Origin of the sequence: Pseudomonas stagnisoli (assembly GCF_048595745.1) — a bacterium.
In the GTDB taxonomy this organism is placed as follows: domain Bacteria; phylum Pseudomonadota; class Gammaproteobacteria; order Pseudomonadales; family Pseudomonadaceae; genus Aquipseudomonas; species Aquipseudomonas alcaligenes_A.
On record NZ_CP184361.1, the window covers coordinates 2,772,511 to 2,791,037 of the forward strand.

Genomic DNA, 18,527 nt, shown 5'->3' on the forward strand with positions numbered 1-18,527 from the left:
CACCATCAGGAACTAGCGTATTCCTGACGGCCCAGTCCCGAAGACAAAGCCCCCACGCTCACCGCGCGCAAAGGAGGTAGCCCACCATGCCCACAGGAATCGTCGATGCGCTGTTCAAGGTCGGCTCTGCTCTGTTCGACCTGAGAAATGCACTGTCCGAGGCTCGCCAGGTCCGCAAGAAGACCGTCGCGGACTTCCTCAGCGGCATCGCCCAGACCATCGAGACAACCAGTGCCTCGCTCAGGCAAGGCATCTACCCACACGGGACCTGCCAGGAACTGCTGGCACACGCGGACCATATGGTGAAGGCCATCGGCGATCTGGTTGGTGAAACCGAGGCAACAGACCTGGCTAGCCAACTCAAGGAAGTCTGGCAAATTGAACAGCTGTACGGTCAATTGCAATCCGCAGCGCCGGAGGACAAACACAGAAGCCTGGACACCCTGGATCAGGCCGCCGGACTATTCCGCGCAACAGCGGCCTTCGTGCTGGTCAGTCCGTAAGCCAACTCAGCTCTTGAGTCATAGCAACGAACTGTCAGGCAGCACCAAACGCCCCTTCAGGAGGGTAAGTGGAGTCGTTGCGTAGAGGGGTAGCCGCATGGATGCGGCGAAAGAACTAGGCGCCCCCGCTTAAAGGGCCAGGGACGGCCCTTGTAAGCCGACCCTCAGAGCGGCGATGGAGCGAACGAACCCGGAGCGAAGCGGAGGGCCGGATGGCGGGGCAAGCGCTTTTGGTTACTTTTGGCGGGGCCGGCCATCCGGCAACTGCCAAAAGGAACCCGCCCAGCAGGGCGGAACAGATGCATCAGCCAGCGCGGCAACGGGCATCGACACGAACATAAAAGGTGGATAACGCCGCGCGGTTATCCACCCGACGGGCTCAAGCTCAGCAGGCAGTGCGGAGTATCAGGGCAGCACCCTCACCCCTGCCCCTCTCCCAAAGGGAGAGGGGTTGAAGAGCAGAAGCGCGCTCCGCGCGCCACGCCTCACTGCTGCTGTTGCTGCGTCTGCATCAACGCCGCCACATTAACGCGAGCATGCATCTGCTCACCGCCACCTCCACGCCGCATACCCCGCACCGGGCAGGCATCCAGGTAATCCAGCCCCACCGCCAGCTTCAGATGGCGCTCCGGCCGCGCCAGCTGGTTGGTCACATCGAAGCTGTACCAGGCATCGCCCAGCCAGGCCTCGGCCCAGGCATGGCTGGCCAGGTGGCCGCTGTCCTCGGTGTACAGGTAGCCGGACACATAGCGCGACGGCACCCCCAGGCTGCGCGCGCAGGCCAGGAAGGCATGGGTATGGTCCTGGCACACCCCGGCGCGGCCGGCGAAGGCTTCGGCGGCGGTGCTGTCCACCTGGGTGGCGCCCGGCGTGTAGGGCATGTGGGCGTGCAAGCCGTGCATCAGGCCGATCAGGCCTTCGCGGTCGTTGCGCCCGGCGCTGTTGGTACGGGCGAACTCACGCAGGGCGTCGTCGGCCTGGGTCAGGCGGGTGCTGCGCAGGTACGGCAGCGGCGAGCGGGTGTCGCGCTCGGATTCGCAGTGCTCGTCGATGTCCACCTGGCCGCGTGCGCCGATCACCAGCGCCTCGTGCGGCTCGTCCAGGGTCAGTACATGCAGGATGTTGCCGTAGGGGTCGCGCTGCGCGCGTACCGGGCGCGGCAGGTCGAGCTGCCAGCTGATCACCCGCTGGCGCGCGCTTTCCTGCGGGGTCAGGCGCAGGTACTGAATGCTCGCGCGCACCTGGTCGTCGTAGTTGTAGGTGGTGTCGTGGCGGATCGAGAGTCTCATACGACCTCCAGATAGGACGTGTGGATGGCGCTGCCCAGTTGACGGACGAGCAGGATGAAATCGGTGAGCCAGGTGTGCAGGCCCTCGTCGAGGACCTCGTCGATGCTGGTGTAGCGCAGGCGCGCGTCCAGTTCGGCGGCCAGGCGCTGGGCCGGGCGGCCGTTCTCGCCGGGCAGGCCGGCGAGCATCAGGTTGAGTTCTTCCATGCAGGCACGCAGGGAGCGCGGCACTTCCGGGCGCAGCAGCAGCAGTTCGGCGATCTTGCGGGTGCGCGGCGAGCCGCGGTAGATCTCGGTGAAGGACTCGAACGAGGACAGCGCACGCAGCAGTGCACTCCACTCGTAGTAGCCACGCGCCGAGGTGTCGCTGACTTCGTCAGCGGCCTCGCCGAGCATTTCGTAGCGTGCGTCGAGCAAGCGCAGGGTGTTGTCGGCGCGCTCGATGAAGGTGCCCAGGCGGATGAAGCGGTAGGCCTCGCCACGCATGATGGTGCCGAAAGTGGCGCCACGGAACAGGTGCGAGCGCTCCTTGACCCACTCGCAGAAGCGACTGATGCCATAACGCCCCAGGCCCTCGGCGGCGATGCCGCGCATCTCCAGCCAGGTGGCGTTGATGTTCTCCCACATGTCGGCGGTGATCCGCCCGCGCACCGCGTGGGCGTTGGCGCGCGCGGCCTGCAGGCAGCAATAGAGGCTGGCCGGGTTCTCCGCGTCGAGGGCGAAGAAGTGCAGCATGCGCTCGGCGTGCAGCTGGCCGTGGCGGGTCAGGTAGTCATCCAGGGTGCCGGTGATCAGCAGCGGCAGCGCCAGTTCATCGAGGCCGTCGCCACAGCCGTCGTGCGGCATCAGCGACAGCGAATAGCTGACGTCGAGCATGCGCGCGAGGTTCTCGGCGCGCTCCAGGTAGCGCGACATCCAGTACAGGTCGGAGGCAGTTCTACTCAACATGATCAGTCCTCCACCACCCAGGTGTCCTTGGTGCCGCCGCCCTGCGACGAGTTGACCACCAGCGAGCCCTCACGCAGCGCGACGCGGGTGAGGCCACCGGGCACCAGGCGGGTTTCGCGACCGGACAGCACGAACGGACGCAGGTCGATGTGGCGCGGGGCAATGCCGCTCTCGACGAAGGTCGGGCAGGTCGACAGGCTCAGGGTGGGCTGGGCGATATAGGCCTCGGGGCGGGCCTTGAGGCGTTCGCGGAAGGCCTCGATCTCGGCCTTGGTAGCGGCCGGGCCGACCAGCATGCCGTAGCCGCCGGAACCCTGGGTTTCCTTGACCACCAGTTCGGGCAGGTGGGCCAGCACATGGGACAGTTCCTCGGGCTTGCGGCACTGCCAGGTGGGCACGTTCTTGAGGATCGGCTCCTCGTCCAGGTAGAAGCGGATCATGTCGCCGACGTAGGGGTAGATCGACTTGTCGTCCGCCACCCCGGTACCGACCGCGTTGGCCAGCACCACGTTGCCGCTGCGATAGGCAGCCAGCAGGCCGGGCACGCCGAGCATGGAGTCCGGATTGAAGGCCAGCGGGTCAAGGAAGGCGTCGTCCAGGCGGCGGTAGATCACATCAACCGGCTGCGGGCCGGCGGTGGTGCGCATAAATACCTTGTCGTCACGCACGAACAGATCGGCGCCCTCGACCAGCTCCACGCCCATCTCGCGGGCGAGGAAGGCGTGCTCGAAGTAGGCGCTGTTGAAGCGCCCCGGGGTAAGCACCACCACGGCCGGATTATCCATCGGGCTGGAGCTTTTCAGGGTATCCAGCAGCAGGCTCGGGTAGTGGTCGATGGGCGCCACGCGCTGCAGGGAGAACAGCTCGGGGAACAGGCGCATCATCATCTTGCGGTCTTCCAGCATGTAGCTGACGCCGCTGGGCGTACGCAGGTTGTCTTCCAGCACGTAGAAGCTGCCGTCGCCGTCGCGCACCAGGTCGACCCCGGCGATGTGGGCGTAGATGTCGCGGTGCAGGTCGAGGCCCTGCATGGCCAGCTGGTAGCCCTCGTTGGCCAGCACCTGCTCGGCCGGGATGATGCCGGCCTTGAGGATGCGCTGCTCGTGGTAGATATCGGCGAGGAACAGGTTTAGCGCCTTGACCCGCTGGATGCAGCCGGCCTCGACGATGCGCCACTCGCTGGCGGGAATGCTGCGCGGAATGGTGTCGAAAGGAATCAGGCGCTCGGTACCCTGCTCGTCGCCATAGAGGGTGAAAGTGATGCCGGCGCGGTGGAACAGCAGATCAGCTTCGCGGCGGCGCTGGGCTTGCACTTCGGCGGGCGTATCAGCCAGCCAGCGGGCAAATTCCCGGTAGTGCGGGCGGACTGCGCCGCTCGCGTCGTACATCTCATCGTAAAAAGTGCGGGCCATGCCGTACTCCTTGTCACCCGGACAACGGAGTCATCGCAAGGGCCGTGCCACGAAATAAAATCCTTTTATTTCAATAACTTGACAATTCGCACCGAACATCACGCACCAGTTCGGGGCGCTTTTCGAGACACCACAATGGGTTACGCCCCAGCGCGTGGCAGTCACTCTATGAGGCACATAGGCAGCTTCGATTTCACCCTGCGCGGCGCGGCGGGCAGACTGCACAGCATCGAACGGCGGCTGCATCAGGCCCGCCACTTCGCCAGATCGGCGCTCCCCTACCTGCCGATCGCTCCTGCTGGCCGCTCCTGCTTGAGCGGCCTTTTTTATGGCTGCTTGAAAGCGCTAACCCGGATGTAATCCGCGAGGCAGGCGACTCCACCCCAAGATTGCATCCGGGCTACAGGGTTGTGCCCGCTCTGCGGCACGCCGGGGCCGATCAGACGGCGCGCGCCACCGCCGGCTCGCCAAAGGCCAGGCCCAGCCAGTGACGATAGAAACCCTCGGCCACCTGGTTCAGCGAGGCGATGCGCGCCGGCAGGTCGGTCAGCATCTGGCGCAGGCCCTGCTGGCTGGCCTGGGTTTCATCGAGCAGGTGCGACCAGTCCTGCAACCACCAGCGCACCAGCTCCTCGGTGACTTCCGGGTGGCCTTGCAGGGCCAGCACCTTGTCGCCCCAGGCGAACGCCTGGTTCGGGCACCAGGGGCTGGACAGCAGCCAGTCGGCGCCGGGCGGCAAATCGAAGGTGTCGCTGTGCCACTGGTACACCGGAAACTCGCGCGGCAAATGCGCCAGCCAGGGGCTGCCGGCATCGCGCCGCACCAGCGGCTGCCAGCCCACCTCGGTGTAGGGCATACGGTGCACCGCCGCGCCCAGGGCCTTGGCGATCAGCTGCCCGCCCAGGCAATGGCCGATAAGGGGGATGTCACGGCGGATGAAATGGCGCAGTGCTTCGATTTCCGCCCTGATCCAGGGCAGGTCGTCGTTGACGCTCATCGGGCCGCCCATCACCGCGACCGCGCGGGGGCGATCCAGGTCATAGCCGTCCAGCTGGTTGAGGTCGGTACGTAGCACTGTGAAGTCGAGGCCATGCTGTTCCAGAACGGTAGCAAGGTGGCCCGGAGCACAATAATCGACGTGGGTCAGAATCAGGATGTCGGTCATGACTACTCTCCGTTGTCCGCTTGCAAAGGCAAGGCCCGTGCCGAAACACGAACCCTCCCCCGTCTTACGAACTTATTTTTTCGAGCAGGCTAACCGAGGCGGGGCAGACAGGCCAGCCCCTCTCCCTTGAGAGAGGGTTCCCGCGAGGGCGGGTGAGGGTATTACAGGCCACTCGGAGTCGGCCCCGGCACCCTCACCCTACGCGGGCCGCCCCCCCCCTCTCCCGGAGGGAGAGGGGGGGCAAGGCTCAGGGAATGCACACGCCCTGCTTGTCGCTTTGCGCCAGGTCCATCAGCTCACGACTGGCCACGGTGTACATGGCGTAGTCGGTGCCGGTGGCCGCCCGCAGTTCGGCAAGCATGGCCAGCCAGCGCTGCACCAGCGGCCTGTGCTGGTCGAGCCAGTAGGCCACGCGTTCCTCGATGTCCTTGGGCCCCTCGGCCATCTGCAGCACGGCCACGGTGATGGCGCGCTGCTGCCCGTCCAGGTCATCGCGGAACGCCTCGCGGGCCAGGGCCTGCCAGTTGTTCTCCACCGGCAACGAGGTGAGCTGCTGCAGGTACCAGGACAGCTCCAGCGCGCCGCCCACGGCGAAGTAGGCAGTGGCCACGTCCGCCGCCGGCTGGCCGGTGACGTCGGCGGCCTCGATGATCGGCAGCAGGGTGTACAGGTGGCTGGTGCCCGCCACCACGCGCGCCAGCTCCTCGGGTGCGCCGGCCTCGACGAAGCTCTGGTAGCGCGCCAGCCATTGCTCGCGGGCCGGGCCTTCGAGCAGCTCGTCCAGGCGCCCGGCCAGCTCGGCCACACGCGGGGCGAAGTGACCGACGTCGCGGGCGGCGTCCAGGTCCTCGCGGCGGCTGCGCAGGAACCAGCGGGTGGCGCGACGGCCCAGGCGCATCAGCTCATCCATCAGCTGCAGCTGCAGTTCGGCCGGTACCTTGTAGTCCAGCGCCTCGATCTGCTGCCACCAGTGCGGCAGGCGGAACACGTCGCGCACGATCACGTAGGCGCCGGCAACGTTGGCCGCGCTCATGCCGGTGGACTCCTTCATGCGCTGCACGAAGGTGATGCCCATGTGGTTGACCAGGTCGTTGGCAATCTGCGTGCTGACGATCTCGCGCTTGAGGCGATGACGGCGCATGGCCTCACCGAACTTCTTGGTCAGCTGCGCCGGGAAGGCGGTCTCCATCTCGCGGGCCAGGTAGTCGTCGTCCGGCACCAGAGATTTCAGCAGCGCTTCCTTGAGGTCGATCTTGCTGTAGGAGATCAGCACCGACAGTTCGGGCCGAGTCAGCCCCTGACCGTTGGCGGCGCGCTCATTCAGCTCGTCATCCGTGGGCAGGAACTCCAGGGCGCGATCCAGCTTGCCGGCCGCTTCCAGTGCGGACATCAGGCGCTTGTATTCCGGCAGGCGCTCGCGGGCACGGCGCTCGGCCAGGGACAGGGCCTGGGTCTGCTTGTAGTTGTTGCCCAGCACCAGCGCACCGACCGCATCGGTCATCTCGGCCAGCAGCTTGTTGCGCTGCTTGCCGGTCATGTCGCCGGCCGCAACGATTTCGCCGAGGAGAATCTTGATGTTCACCTCGTGGTCGGAGCAATCCACACCACCGGCGTTGTCGATAAAGTCGGTGTTGCTGGCGCCACCGTTGAGGCCAAACTCGACGCGGCCGAGCTGGGTCATGCCGAGGTTACCGCCCTCGCCCACCACCTTGGCGCGCAGTTCGCAGCCGTTGACGCGCAGACCGTCGTTGGCCTTGTCGCCGACGTCGGCGTGGGTTTCCCTGCTCGACTTGACGTAAGTACCGATGCCACCGTTCCACAGCAGGTCGACCGGAGCCTTGAGCAGCGCGTTGATCAGCTCGGTGGGCGCCAGCTTGTCGGCCTGGATGTCGAAGCGCTGCTTCATCTGCGGGGTGATGGTGATGCTCTTGGCACTGCGCAGGAAGATGCCGCCGCCTTCGGAGATCAGCTTGCTGTCGTAGTCGGCCCAGGACGAGCGCGGCAGGGCGAACATGCGCTGGCGCTCGACGAAGCTGGCGGCCGCATCCGGGTTGGGGTCGATGAAGATATGCATATGGTTGAACGCAGCGACCATCTGCAGTTTGTCCGACAGCAGCAGGCCGTTGCCGAACACATCGCCGGCCATGTCACCGATGCCGATCACGGTGATCTCGTCCTTCTGCACATCGATGCCACGCTCGCGGAAGTGGCGCTGCACGCTGACCCAGCCGCCCTTGGCGGTGATGCCCATGCCCTTGTGGTCGTAGCCGGCCGAGCCGCCGGAGGCGAAGGCGTCGCCGAGCCAGAAGCCGTAGTCCAGGGCGATGCCGTTGGCGATGTCGGAGAAGGTCGCGGTGCCCTTGTCCGCCGCCACCACCAGGTAGGGATCATCCGGGTCGTGGCGCACCACGCCTTCCGGCGGCACCACCTTGCCTTCCTTGAGGTTGTCGGTGATGTCGAGCAGGCCGCTGATGAAGATGCGGTAGCAGGCGATGCCCTCGGCCAGTACCTCGTCACGGTTGCCACCCAGCGGCAGGCGGCGCGGGATGAAGCCGCCCTTGGCGCCCATCGGCACGATCACCGCGTTTTTCACCTGCTGCGCCTTGACCAGGCCCAGCACCTCGGTACGGAAGTCCTCCTCACGGTCGGACCAGCGCAGGCCGCCGCGGGCCACGTCGCCGAAGCGCAGGTGCACGCCCTCGACGCGCGGGCAATAGACGAAGATCTCGAACTTCGGCACAGGCCGCGGGATGTCTGGGATCAGGCGCGGGCTGAGCTTGAAGCTGAAGTAGTGCTTGGGCTGGCCGTCAGCGCCGTTCTGGAAGAAGTTGGTGCGCAGGGTGGCCTTGATCAGGTCCAGGTAGCGCCGCAGGATGCGGTCCTCGTTGAGCACCGCAACGTTGTCCAGCGCGGCGAGGATGGCCTGCTCGAGCTTCTGCTGCTTGTCCTCCAGGTCCTCAGCGGACAGCTTGCGCGCCAGGTAGAAACGGGTGCGGAACAGGCGCACCAGCTCCTTGGCGATATCGGCATGATTCACCAACGTCGCCGCGATATAGCTGAGGTCGAAGCCCAGGCGGATCTGTTTGAGATAGCGGGCGTAGGCGCGCAGCAGCGCCACGTCGCGCCAGGGCATCGAGGCGGTCAGCACCAGGCGGTTGAAGCCGTCGTTCTCGGCCGCGCCCTCGACGATACGCACGAAGGCATCCTGCAGGGTCTCGTTGAGCTGCTGGATATCGACATCGACGCCTTCGGCGGTGGTGAAGGCGAAGTCGTGGATCCAGAACTCACGGCCATCGGCTCGGCGCAGCTTGTAGGGGAACTCGCCAAGCACGCGCAGGCCGAGGTTCTCCAGGATCGGCAGGACGTCGGACAACGGCAGCGGCGTATCGGCGTGGTACAGCTTGCAGTGCAACTCCTGCTCGCCCTGGGCCAATGGCTGGTAGAAGCTCATCACCAGCTGGCGCTCGTCGGACAGGCTGAGCAGATGCTGCATGTCGACCACCGCCGAGTGCGGGGCGAAGCGTTCGGTGTAGCCGGCCGGGAAGCCTTTCGGGAAATCGGCCAGCACCTGGGTGCCCTGGGCCTCGCCGAAGCTTTCGACGATCAGGCTGGCATAGTCGTCCTTCCACGAACGGCAGGCCTGGATGACTTCCTTCTCCAGGCGCGCCGGGTCGATCTGCACGCGGTTCTTCGGGTCCACCTTGAGGATGAACTGCACGCGCGCCAGCACCGACTCGGAGAAGTAGGTCCAGAACTCGCAGTCGCTGGCCTGCAGGCGCTCCATGAGGATCTGCTGGATCTTCACCCGCGTCTCGGTGGAATACACGTCGCGCGGCACGTAGGCCAGGCAGTAGGCGAAGCGACCGTAGGGGTCGCGACGCAGGAACAGGCGCAGCTTGTTGCGTTCCTGGATCTGCACGATCGCAATGGCGGTGTTGAACAGCTCGTCCACCGGGGTCTGGAACAGGTCGTCGCGCGGCAGCACCTCCAGTACCTGCTCCAGCTCCTTGCCCAGGTGGGCCTTGGGATCGAAGCCCGAGCGCTGGACGATCTCGGCCACCTTGCGGCGGATATAGGGGATGCGGCTGACGCTGTCGGCATACACCGAGGAGGTGTACAGGCCCATGAAGCGGCATTCCTTGACCACCTTGCCCTTGGCGTCCAGCTCGCGGATCGAGACGAAGTCCGGGTAGGCCGGGCGGTGCACGCGGCTTGGCGTGGCGGCCTTGGCGAAGGACAGCAGCTGAGGTTCACGCAGGTAGTCCAGGGCCTCTTTCTCGATGTGCAGCTCATCCTTCTTCAGGCCGGCGCGCAGCTGTTTGGACAGGCCGAGCAAAGAAGCCTCGTCATAAACCAGGTGGCCACCGTCCTTCTCGTCGACCAGGGTGAACTCCTCGTAGCCAAGGAAGGTGAAGTGGTTGTCCAGCAGGTATTCGAGGAAGGTCTTCACCTCGGCCAGCTCGGCGCCGTCGACCTTCAGCTTGGCCTTGCCCAGCCAGGCCAGCAGCTGCTCGGCCTTGGCCTTCATCGGGGCGAAGTCGGCAACCGCCAGGCGCACCTCGGCGAGCACTTCGAGCAGGGCCTTCTCCAGGGTACGCAGCTCGCCGACATTGGCGCAGCGGTCGATCTCCAGGTACATCAGCGCTTCGTGCTGCACCTCCTTGCCGGTGCTGCCCTTGCTCAGCAGCTCTTGCAGCTCGCCGCCCTTCTTGCGCTTCACGCTGAACACGCTGTTCTGCAGGGTGTGGATGCTGTAGCCGCGACGGTTCAGCTCCATGCGCACCGAGTCGACCAGGAACGGCAGGTCGGCGTGCAGGACCTCGACGACAGTGTGGGTGGACTGCCAGCCGTGCTTTTCATAGTCGGGGTTGTACACGCGCACCAGCGGCTTGCCATCGAAGCGTTCGAGCAGGCGCCAGGAAGAAAGGGTGCTGCCGGCCAGGTCGCCAAGGCGGCGCTGGGTCAGCTCATCGAGGGAGACGATGCCGAAGAACTGCTCGGCGAACAGGCCTACTTGTGGCAGCGCCTTGTCGCTGACGTGCTGGGCCAGGGCCGCTTGCAGTTGATGCTGGAAGTCGGCCTTGCTGGCAGCAGTGAAGAACGCCATGGTGATGCTCCGCTGGTGTTGTTATTCGTCTTGGGCGCTAGGCGCCGGGCTTCCAAGCAGTCTAGGCGATAGCTGGAACTCGGCAGACGCACAGCGACCATTAGGTCAGCGCAAGCTTAGCGGCCGCCCATGGCAGCTGGATTGCGCCGGCGCGACATATTCGTTCATCGCCATGCAGGCACCTGCGCTGATAAGGTTCAGCTCTATGCAATCGGGAAAGGAAGCCATGCAGTCTCCGCTCCACCGTCATCTGTTCCTTCATTACGGCAACCTGCTGGTCAGCGCCATCGGCCTGGTGCTGCTGGCACTGGCTGCCTGGCTGCAGCCGCAGCTGCTGCCCGCCTTGCTGTGGGCCGGCCTGCCCATCTACCTGGGCGTGCTGCTGCCGCGCTGGGTCGGCCGCCGCGAGCGCCAGCGCCGCGCCGCCGCCATCCGCGATGCGACCCTGGCCAAGTGGGGGTTCAGCCAGCGCGACCACAGCGGCCCCTGGCTCAACTACATCGACCGTCCCTTCGTGCGCCATTGCCCGGAGTTCGCCGGGCGCTACTTCTATGGCGAGTGGCTGCTCCTGCACGACGGCTGGCTGGTGGTCAATCCGGGGCAGTCGAGCCTGAGTGAGGACGGCGCTGCGGTGACCTACGATTTCGACCGCCCCGGCACCTACGCCTGGGACGGCTGCACGCCCAAGGTGCCGTTCTACTGGCTGGCGATCATCGGCATCCCGGACTGGTGGGAAAAGCGCCATCGGGTGCTGCAACTGCGCGAGGGCGAGTTGCGCGATGTCGAGGTGTTCTGGCCGCTGGCGCACCCGGCCAGCCTGGTGCATGACGCCCTGTACCAGTACCTGAACGCCGCCCCGGTAGCCAAGCACGAGGCCGATCTGCTGTTTCTGCGCATGCTGCGCGAGGCCGGCATGGTGAGGCCGCTGGCCTTCGCCTACTACCTGGCGGTGCGCCTGTTCGGTGCGCCGGATGTGCGCGGACCGGCGCCTGCCAGCAGCCATCTGCAGCTGGCCAGCGAGCTGCCGGCGGCACTGCTGAACTTCGCCGAGAAACGGCGGTCTGCTTGAGCCACCACGGAAGTGGAACTGGTCGGCAGAGCCCATCCCGAGGGCATGCAAGCGCACCCGCCAATGCAGTAGAGTTGGCAGCCCGACCACCCGAATCCGGCACCGGTCAGTCCCTTTCCAGGAAGATTCTCGATGGAACATCGTGAGGCGCTGCTCGCGCTGCGGCAATTTCTCGCTACCCAGATCCTCGGGCAGGAAAAGCTCATCGAGCGCCTGCTGATCGCCCTGCTCGCCGACGGCCACCTGCTGGTGGAAGGCGCCCCGGGCCTGGCCAAGACCAAGGCGATCAAGGAGCTGGCGGAAGGCATCGAGGCCGAGTTCCACCGCATCCAGTTCACCCCTGACCTGCTGCCCGCCGACATCACCGGCACCGAGATCTACCGTCCGGAAACCGGCAGCTTCGTGTTCCAGCAGGGGCCGATCTTCCACAACCTGGTGCTGGCCGACGAGATCAACCGCGCGCCCGCCAAGGTGCAATCGGCGCTGCTCGAAGCCATGGCCGAGCGCCAGGTCAGTATCGGTCGCTCGACCTACGACCTGTCGCCGCTGTTCCTGGTGATGGCCACGCAGAACCCCATCGAGCAGGAAGGCACCTATCCCCTGCCCGAAGCCCAGCTCGACCGCTTCCTCATGCACGTGAAGATCGGCTTCCCGGACGCCAGCGTGGAACGCAAGATCCTCGCCCAGGCCCGCGGCGATGCGCTGAACGGCGAAGCCAAGCCGGAGCAGCGGGTCAGCCAGCAGGCGATCTTCGCCGCGCGCCAGGAAATCCTCGGCCTGTACATGGCCGACGCCGTGGAGGAATACCTGGTGCAGCTGGTGATGGCCACCCGCACCCCAGCCAAGCATGACGCCGAGCTGGCCGAGTGGATCGCCTACGGCGCCAGCCCGCGCGGCTCGATCGCCCTCGATCGCTGCGCGCGCGCCCACGCCTGGCTGGCCGGGCGCGACTTCGTCAGCCCCGAGGACATCCAGGCGGTGCTGTTCGACGTGCTGCGCCACCGCATCATCCTGTCGTTCGAGGCGGAAGCCGCCGGCATCGACCAGGACCGCGTGGTGCAACGCATCCTCGACGTGGTGGCGGTGGCCTGAGTGCAACCGCAAGTCGTAGCCCGGATGCCATCCGGGATTGCCCGCACCCCGCTCCCGGATTGCATCCGGGCTACCGGCTGACTGCCCCATGCACATCCAGCCCACGCCCCCCGGCATCCGCGTCAGCCTCGCCGAGCTGATCGAGATGCGCCATCGCGTGCGCGAGGTGCAACTGTTCTCCACGCCCGCAAGGCGCAGCCCGCTGATCGGCCTGCACCATTCCAAGCTGCGCGGGCGCGGCGTCGACTTCGACCAGGTGCGCGTGTACCAGGCCGGCGACGACGTACGCACCATCGACTGGCGCGTCACCGCGCGCACCCAGGAGCCGCACACCAAGCTGTTCCATGAGGAGCGCGAGCGGCCGATCTTCATCATGGTCGAGCAGAGCCGCCGACTGTTCTTCGGCTCGGCCCTGCAGTTCAAGTCGGTGCTCGCCGCGCATGCCGCTAGCCTGTTCGGCTGGTCAGCACTGGCCCACAACGACCGCATCGGCGGCCTGGTGTTCGGCGATGCCGAGCACCACGAGATCAAGCCGCGGCGCAGCAAGCAGAGCCTGCTGCAGCTGCTCAACCGCCTGGCTCGCGCCAACCAGGCCCTGCATCCGGAGGCGGCCGGTGAGCGCGACAGCTTCGGCCTGGCCCTGCGCCGCGCGCGCGAGGTGCTGCGCCCGGGCAGCCTGGTGATCATCGTCTGCGACGAGCGCACGCTGAACGATGCCGCCGAGCAGCAGCTCGCCCTGCTGGCCCGGCACACCGACCTGATCCTGCTGCCGGTGTCCGACCCGCTCGACCACGAGCTGCCCGACGCCGGCCTGCTGCGCTTCTTCGAACGCGGCGCGCAGCTGGAGCTGGACACCCGCGGCGGCGATTTGCGCGTGGCCTACGGCGGCCTGGCAGAACAGCGCCGCGCGCGCTGGCAGCGCCTGGCGCAGAAACTCGGCGTACCACTGCTGGCGCTGAGCACCGCGCAAGACCTGATCGAGCAGCTGCGCGATCACCTGAGCGGCCCGCAGGCGGGTAAGCGCGCATGAACCCGCTCGATCAGCTGCAACCGACCATCGCCCCGCCGCCGGTTTCCTGGTGGCCGCTGGCACCCGGCTGGTGGGCCCTGCTGGTCCTGCTGCCGCTGCTGCTCTGGGGCCTGTGGTACCTGCGCCGCTACCTGCCGCAACGCCGGCAGGCCGCACAAACCCAGGAACAACCGCTCGACCCGCTGCGCCAGGCTGCCCTGGCCGAGCTGGCGCGCCTGGTACGCCCCTACGACGGCCAGCATGCCGGTCCCTGGCTGCAGCAGCTCAACGCCCTGCTCAAACGCCTGGCACGTGCGCACTACCCCAACGACAACAGCCACGTGCTCAGTGGCCGCGCCTGGCTGGCGTTCCTCGACAGCCGCTGCCCGGCTGCCGGCCTGACCCGCTGGATGATCCTGGTCGAGGGTACGTACCGCAGCCACTGCAGCCTTGACGACAAGGCCATCAACGGTCTCAACCAGGCCGTCGACACCTGGATCCGCAAGCATGTTTGAGTTCGCCTGGCCCTGGATCTTCCTGCTCGCGCCGCTGCCCTGGCTGCTACGCGCCCTGCTGCCGGCGGCCGACAGTGGCGAAGCGGCACTCAAGGTCAGCTTCCTCAACGAGCTGGAGGGCCTCAGTGGCCAGCGTGCCCGCGCCAACCTGCCGGCCTGGCGCCAGCAGGCGCCCTTCGTGCTGCTGTGGATGTTCCTGATGCTCGCCGCCGCCCGCCCGGAATGGGTCGGCGAGCCGCTGCCACTGCCCACCAGCGGCCGCGACCTGCTGCTGGCGGTGGACGTCTCCGGCTCCATGGACCACGACGACATGCAGTGGGAAGGCGAGGACATCCAGCGCCTGGCGCTGGTGAAGAAGCTGTTCGGCGACTTCATCGAGGACCGCCGCGGCGACCGCATCGGCCTGATCCTGTTCGGCAGCCGCGCCTACCTGCAGTCGCCGCTGACCTTCGACCGCCACACCGTGCGCACCTGGCTGGATGAGGCGCTGATCAACATCGCCGGGCCGCAGACCGCCATCGGCGATGCCATCGGCCTGGCGGTCAAGCGCCTGCGCCAGCGCCCGGCCGACAGCCGCGTGCTGGTGCTGATCACCGACGGCGCCAACAACGGCGGCGAGATCGAACCCAAGGTCGCCGCGCGCCTGGCCGCCGAGCAGAAGGTCAAGATCTACACCATCGGCATAGGCTCCGACCCACAGCAGAGCGGCATCATGGGCATGCTCGGGCTGAACCCCGGGGTGGACCTGGACGAAGCCACCCTGATCGACATCGCCGAGCAGACCGGCGGCGCCTACTTCCGCGCCCGCACCAGCGAGGAGCTGCAACACATCGAGGAGACCCTCGACCAGCTGGAACCGGCTGCCCAGCTGCCGACCCGCGCCCGCCCGGCCAAGGCCCTGTATCCCTGGCCACTGGCCGCTGCCCTGCTGGTCAGCCTGTTGCTGGTGGCGCGCGAGCTGTGGCCGCAGCGCTGGCAGGCGCTGAACGCCCGCCTCGGAGGGCGCAGCTGATGGAGATGCTTTGGCCGCAGTGGCTGCGCCCCTTCTGGCTACTCCTGCTGCCGCTGCTCGGCTGGCTGCTCTGGCAGCTGTGGCACCGCGAGCGGCGCAGCGGCCGCTGGCAGTTGCTGCTGCCGGCGGCGTTTCAGGCCGTGCTGCTCACCGCCGGCCGCGCGCGCAGCAACAAGCTGCCGTGGATCGCCCTCGGGCTGGCCTGGCTGCTCACCCTGCTGGCCCTGCTCGGGCCCAGCTGGCAGCGCCTGGAGCAGGCCAGCCAGAAACGCGCCGACCCGCTGGTGGTGCTGCTTGAGCTGACCCCGGCAATGCTCGCCACCGATGCCGCGCCGAACCGCCTGGAACAGGCCAAGCGCAAGATCATCGACCTGCTGCAGGCACGTCGCGACGCGCAGACGGCGATCATCGTCTATGCCGGCAGCGCCCACGTGCTGGTCCCGCTGTCCGATGACCTGGCCACCGCGCGCAACCTGCTGGAGGCGGTCAAACCCTCGATCATGCCCGAGCCGGGGCGCCGCGCCGACCTGGCCGTGCAACGCGCCCTGGACCTGCTGGACCAGGGGGCTCAGGGCCGTGGCCGGCTGCTGCTGATCGGCAGCGAACTGAGCCTGGATGAGCGCGACGGCCTGCGCAGCGCCCTGGGCAACCGCGGCGAGCGCCTGGCCATCCTTGGTATTGGCACCGCCGAGGGCGCGCCGATTCGAGGAGCTGACGGCAGCTTCCTCAAGGATGCCCAGGGCGCCATCCTCGTACCGCGCCTGGACGCCGCCAGCCTGCGCCGCTTCGCCGGCGAGCTGGGCGGCCAGTACCGCAGCGCGCGCCTGGACGATAGCGACCTGCAGGGCCTCGACCTGCTCGCCGGCCCCGAGCAGTTGCGCGAGGGCGCCGAACCGACCCAGCTGGCCGCCTGGGCCGACCAGGGCCACTGGCTGCTGTTGCCGCTGCTGCTGCTCGCCGCCTGCGCCGGACGCCGCGGCTGGCTATTCTGCCTGCCCCTGCTGCTGTGCCTGGCGCCGCAGCCGAGCTACGCCCTCGGCTGGAACGACCTCTGGCTGCGCCCGGACCAGCAGGGCGAGCGCCTGTTGCAGGCGGACAAACCCAAGGAGGCCGCCGAGCACTTCCGTGATCCGCAGTGGCAGGGCGAGGCGCTGTACCGCGCCGGCGACTACACGGCCGCCGCGGAGCGCTTCGCCCGCAGCGACAGTGCCATCGCCCACTACAACCGTGGCAACGCCCTGGCCAAGAGCAACGAGCTGGCCGCGGCGGTGGATGCCTACGAACAGGCGCTGGAGCGCGACCCCGAGCTGCAGCCGGCGTTGCACAACAAGGCCCTGGTCGAACAGCTGCTGCGCCAGCAGCAACAGCAGCAACAGCAGCAGTCCCAGCAGAACGACGACCCGCAGCAGGGCGAGGAGCAGCCACAGCCCTCCTCCGGTCAGCCCCAGCCCGGTCAGCCGCAACAGGCCCAGGACTCGCAATCCCCCGCGCAGCCACAGCCCGCGCAGGAGCCGCCGGCCAACGCCCAGCCGCAGCAACAGGGCCAGGCCCGTGATGGCGCCGATCAGCCGCCCGCGCCGGACGGCCAGGCGCAACCCGGCGCCGGCGACCCGCAGGACGCACCCCAAAGCGCCAGCGCCGAACCGCTGGACGGTGAGCAGCGCGACGCGCTGGAACAATGGCTGCGGCAGATTCCGGACGACCCGGGCGAGCTGCTGCGGCGCAAATTCCTCTACGAACAACAGCAACGCCAGGAAAGATCACGATGAAACGCCTGCTTTGCGCCCTCCTCCTCTGCCTGTGCGGCACCCAGCTGTGGGCCGCCGGCTTCTCCGCCACCGTCGACCGCGCGCGCCTGAACGAGGGCGAGACCTTCGACCTGATCCTCGAATCCGAGGACGTCACCCAGTTCGGCATGCCCGACCTCGCGCCGCTGCGCGACCAGTTCGAAGTCGTCAGCACGCGCCAGGAGAACCGCCTCTCCACCTTCGCCGGCCAGGCCCGTTCCAGCACCCGCTGGATCGTCACCCTGCTGCCGCGGCAAAGCGGCTACGTGGTGGTGCCGCCACTCAAGCTGGGTGACGCACAGAGCCAGCCGATCACCCTGCAGGTGCTGAAGAACGACCCCAACAGCGGCGGCAAGCTGGCGCCGATCTTCATCGACGCCAGCCTGGATCGCGAAAGCGTCTATGTGCAGGCCCAGGCGGTGCTGACCCTGCGCATCTACCACTCGGTCTCGCTGTATGACGACAGCAGCCTGACCCCGCTGAGCATCCCCGATGCCCGCGTCGAGCAACTGGGCGACCCACGCACCTTCGAGACCGACATCAACGGCGTGCGCCACGGCGTGATCGAGCTGCGCTACGCCATCTTCCCGCAGCAAAGCGGCGCCCTGAACATCCCCTCGCAGGTGTTCAGCGCCACGCCGGTGGAACGCTCCAACAGCTATGAGTTCAACCCGTTCGGCCCGCGCCCCGGGCGGCCGACGCGGGTCAAGTCGCCGGAAATTCCGCTCGAGGTGAAGCCGCGCCCGGCCAGCTGGCCGGCCGACGTGCCCTGGCTGCCGGCGCGCGCGCTGAGCCTGAGCGAGGCCTGGAACCCGGAACCCAAGGCCGTGACGGTCGGCGACTCGCTGACCCGCAGCCTGATGCTGCGCGCCGAGGGCCTGTCCAGCGCCCAGCTGCCGCCCCTGCCGATCCAGGACAGCGCCGGCCTGCGGCGCTATCCGGACCAGCCGCAGCAGCGCAACGCGGTCAACGACAAGGGCCTGATCGGCAGCCGCGAGGAAAGCGAGGCCCTGGTACCGAGCCAGAGTGGCCGCATCACCCTGCCGGAAGTGCAGGTGCTGTGGTGGAACACCGAACTGGACCGCCTGGAAAGCGCCAGCCTGCCAGCCCGCACCCTGGAAGTGGCGAGCAACCCGAGCCTGGAAGTGGAAGCCCCGGTGGGCGGCCAGGCCGTCGCCCGCGACGCGGCCCAGGTCCTGCTGTGGCCCTGGCAGCTGGCCTGCGCCCTGCTCGCCCTGACCACCGTGCTGGGCTTCGGCCTGTGGTGGCACGCGCGCCGCCAGCCGGCCATCCTGCCCACCGCACAGACCGGCCCCAGCCCGCGTACCCTGCTCGACGACCTCAAGCGCGCCTGCCTGGCCAACGACCCGCAAGCCACCCGCCAGGCGCTCGACGCCTGGGCTCGCCAGCAACCGGAAACCCTGGCCGACATGGCGGCGCGCTTCGCCACCCTGTCCGATGCGCTCGACGGCCTGAACGGCGCGCTCTACAGCGAAACCGGCAATCAGTGGCAGGGGGAAAGCCTGTGGAAAGCCATTCGCAGCCTGCCGCCACTGGAGGCGGCGGCCAGCCCGCAGGAGAGCAGCCCGCTGCCGCCTCTGTACCCGCGCTGACAACCAC

13 protein-coding genes are annotated in these 18,527 nt (G+C 67.5%); 8 read left to right on the top strand and 5 right to left on the bottom strand.

Annotated elements, in window-relative coordinates; translation table 11 throughout:
- Nucleotides 1–86 precede the first annotated feature (86 nt).
- On the top strand, nucleotides 87–503 hold the full coding sequence (locus ACOAPY_RS13325; protein WP_465153572.1) for a hypothetical protein: 417 nt from the start codon (nucleotides 87–89) through the stop codon (nucleotides 501–503).
- Between the two features lie 485 nt (nucleotides 504–988).
- Here ACOAPY_RS13325 and ACOAPY_RS13330 read toward each other — a convergent pair whose 3' ends face one another.
- From ACOAPY_RS13330 to ACOAPY_RS13350, 5 genes are all read right to left on the bottom strand, one after another.
- Nucleotides 989–1,792, bottom strand: a complete 804-nt coding sequence (locus ACOAPY_RS13330; RefSeq protein ID WP_465153573.1) for a transglutaminase family protein — start codon at nucleotides 1,790–1,792, stop codon at nucleotides 989–991.
- Nucleotides 1,789–2,739, bottom strand: a complete 951-nt coding sequence (locus ACOAPY_RS13335; RefSeq protein ID WP_076578057.1) for an alpha-E domain-containing protein — start codon at nucleotides 2,737–2,739, stop codon at nucleotides 1,789–1,791. The genes ACOAPY_RS13330 and ACOAPY_RS13335 overlap by 4 nt, the downstream gene beginning before the upstream one ends.
- 2 nt (nucleotides 2,740–2,741) lie before the next feature.
- Nucleotides 2,742–4,151, bottom strand: a complete 1,410-nt coding sequence (locus ACOAPY_RS13340) for a circularly permuted type 2 ATP-grasp protein (RefSeq protein WP_465153574.1) — start codon at nucleotides 4,149–4,151, stop codon at nucleotides 2,742–2,744.
- 439 nt (nucleotides 4,152–4,590) lie between these two features.
- A complete protein-coding gene (locus ACOAPY_RS13345) occupies nucleotides 4,591–5,316 on the bottom strand; it encodes a type 1 glutamine amidotransferase (RefSeq protein WP_076578054.1) in 726 nt (241 codons plus the stop codon).
- 247 nt (nucleotides 5,317–5,563) lie between these two features.
- The gene (locus ACOAPY_RS13350; protein WP_076578053.1) at nucleotides 5,564–10,423 is read right to left on the bottom strand and encodes an NAD-glutamate dehydrogenase; all 4,860 of its coding nucleotides are present in this window, start codon (nucleotides 10,421–10,423) and stop codon (nucleotides 5,564–5,566) included.
- 226 nt (nucleotides 10,424–10,649) lie between these two features.
- On the opposite strand from ACOAPY_RS13350, the gene ACOAPY_RS13355 reads away from it, so the two are divergent.
- From ACOAPY_RS13355 to ACOAPY_RS13385, 7 genes are all read left to right on the top strand, one after another.
- Nucleotides 10,650–11,492 carry a DUF1353 domain-containing protein gene (locus tag ACOAPY_RS13355; protein ID WP_465153575.1) on the top strand — a complete coding sequence of 281 codons (843 nt, stop codon included), beginning with the start codon at nucleotides 10,650–10,652 and terminating at the stop codon, nucleotides 11,490–11,492.
- Between the two features lie 132 nt (nucleotides 11,493–11,624).
- Nucleotides 11,625–12,584: an AAA family ATPase gene (locus tag ACOAPY_RS13360; protein WP_021702745.1), complete on the top strand. Its 960-nt coding sequence runs from the start codon at nucleotides 11,625–11,627 to the stop codon at nucleotides 12,582–12,584.
- A gap of 88 nt (nucleotides 12,585–12,672) precedes the next feature.
- The gene (locus tag ACOAPY_RS13365) at nucleotides 12,673–13,614 is read left to right on the top strand and encodes a DUF58 domain-containing protein (RefSeq protein ID WP_465153576.1); all 942 of its coding nucleotides are present in this window, start codon (nucleotides 12,673–12,675) and stop codon (nucleotides 13,612–13,614) included.
- Nucleotides 13,611–14,108 (top strand): DUF4381 domain-containing protein, encoded by a 498-nt coding sequence (locus ACOAPY_RS13370; RefSeq protein WP_465153577.1) that lies wholly within the window; start codon nucleotides 13,611–13,613, stop codon nucleotides 14,106–14,108. Before ACOAPY_RS13365 ends, ACOAPY_RS13370 begins: the two co-directional genes overlap by 4 nt.
- Nucleotides 14,101–15,120: a VWA domain-containing protein gene (locus ACOAPY_RS13375; RefSeq protein ID WP_465153578.1), complete on the top strand. Its 1,020-nt coding sequence runs from the start codon at nucleotides 14,101–14,103 to the stop codon at nucleotides 15,118–15,120. The genes ACOAPY_RS13370 and ACOAPY_RS13375 overlap by 8 nt, the downstream gene beginning before the upstream one ends.
- On the top strand, nucleotides 15,120–16,889 hold the full coding sequence (locus ACOAPY_RS13380) for a VWA domain-containing protein (protein ID WP_465153579.1): 1,770 nt from the start codon (nucleotides 15,120–15,122) through the stop codon (nucleotides 16,887–16,889). Before ACOAPY_RS13375 ends, ACOAPY_RS13380 begins: the two co-directional genes overlap by 1 nt.
- Nucleotides 16,886–18,520 (top strand): BatD family protein, encoded by a 1,635-nt coding sequence (locus ACOAPY_RS13385; RefSeq protein WP_465153580.1) that lies wholly within the window; start codon nucleotides 16,886–16,888, stop codon nucleotides 18,518–18,520. The genes ACOAPY_RS13380 and ACOAPY_RS13385 overlap by 4 nt, the downstream gene beginning before the upstream one ends.
- Nucleotides 18,521–18,527: the final 7 nt, after the last annotated feature.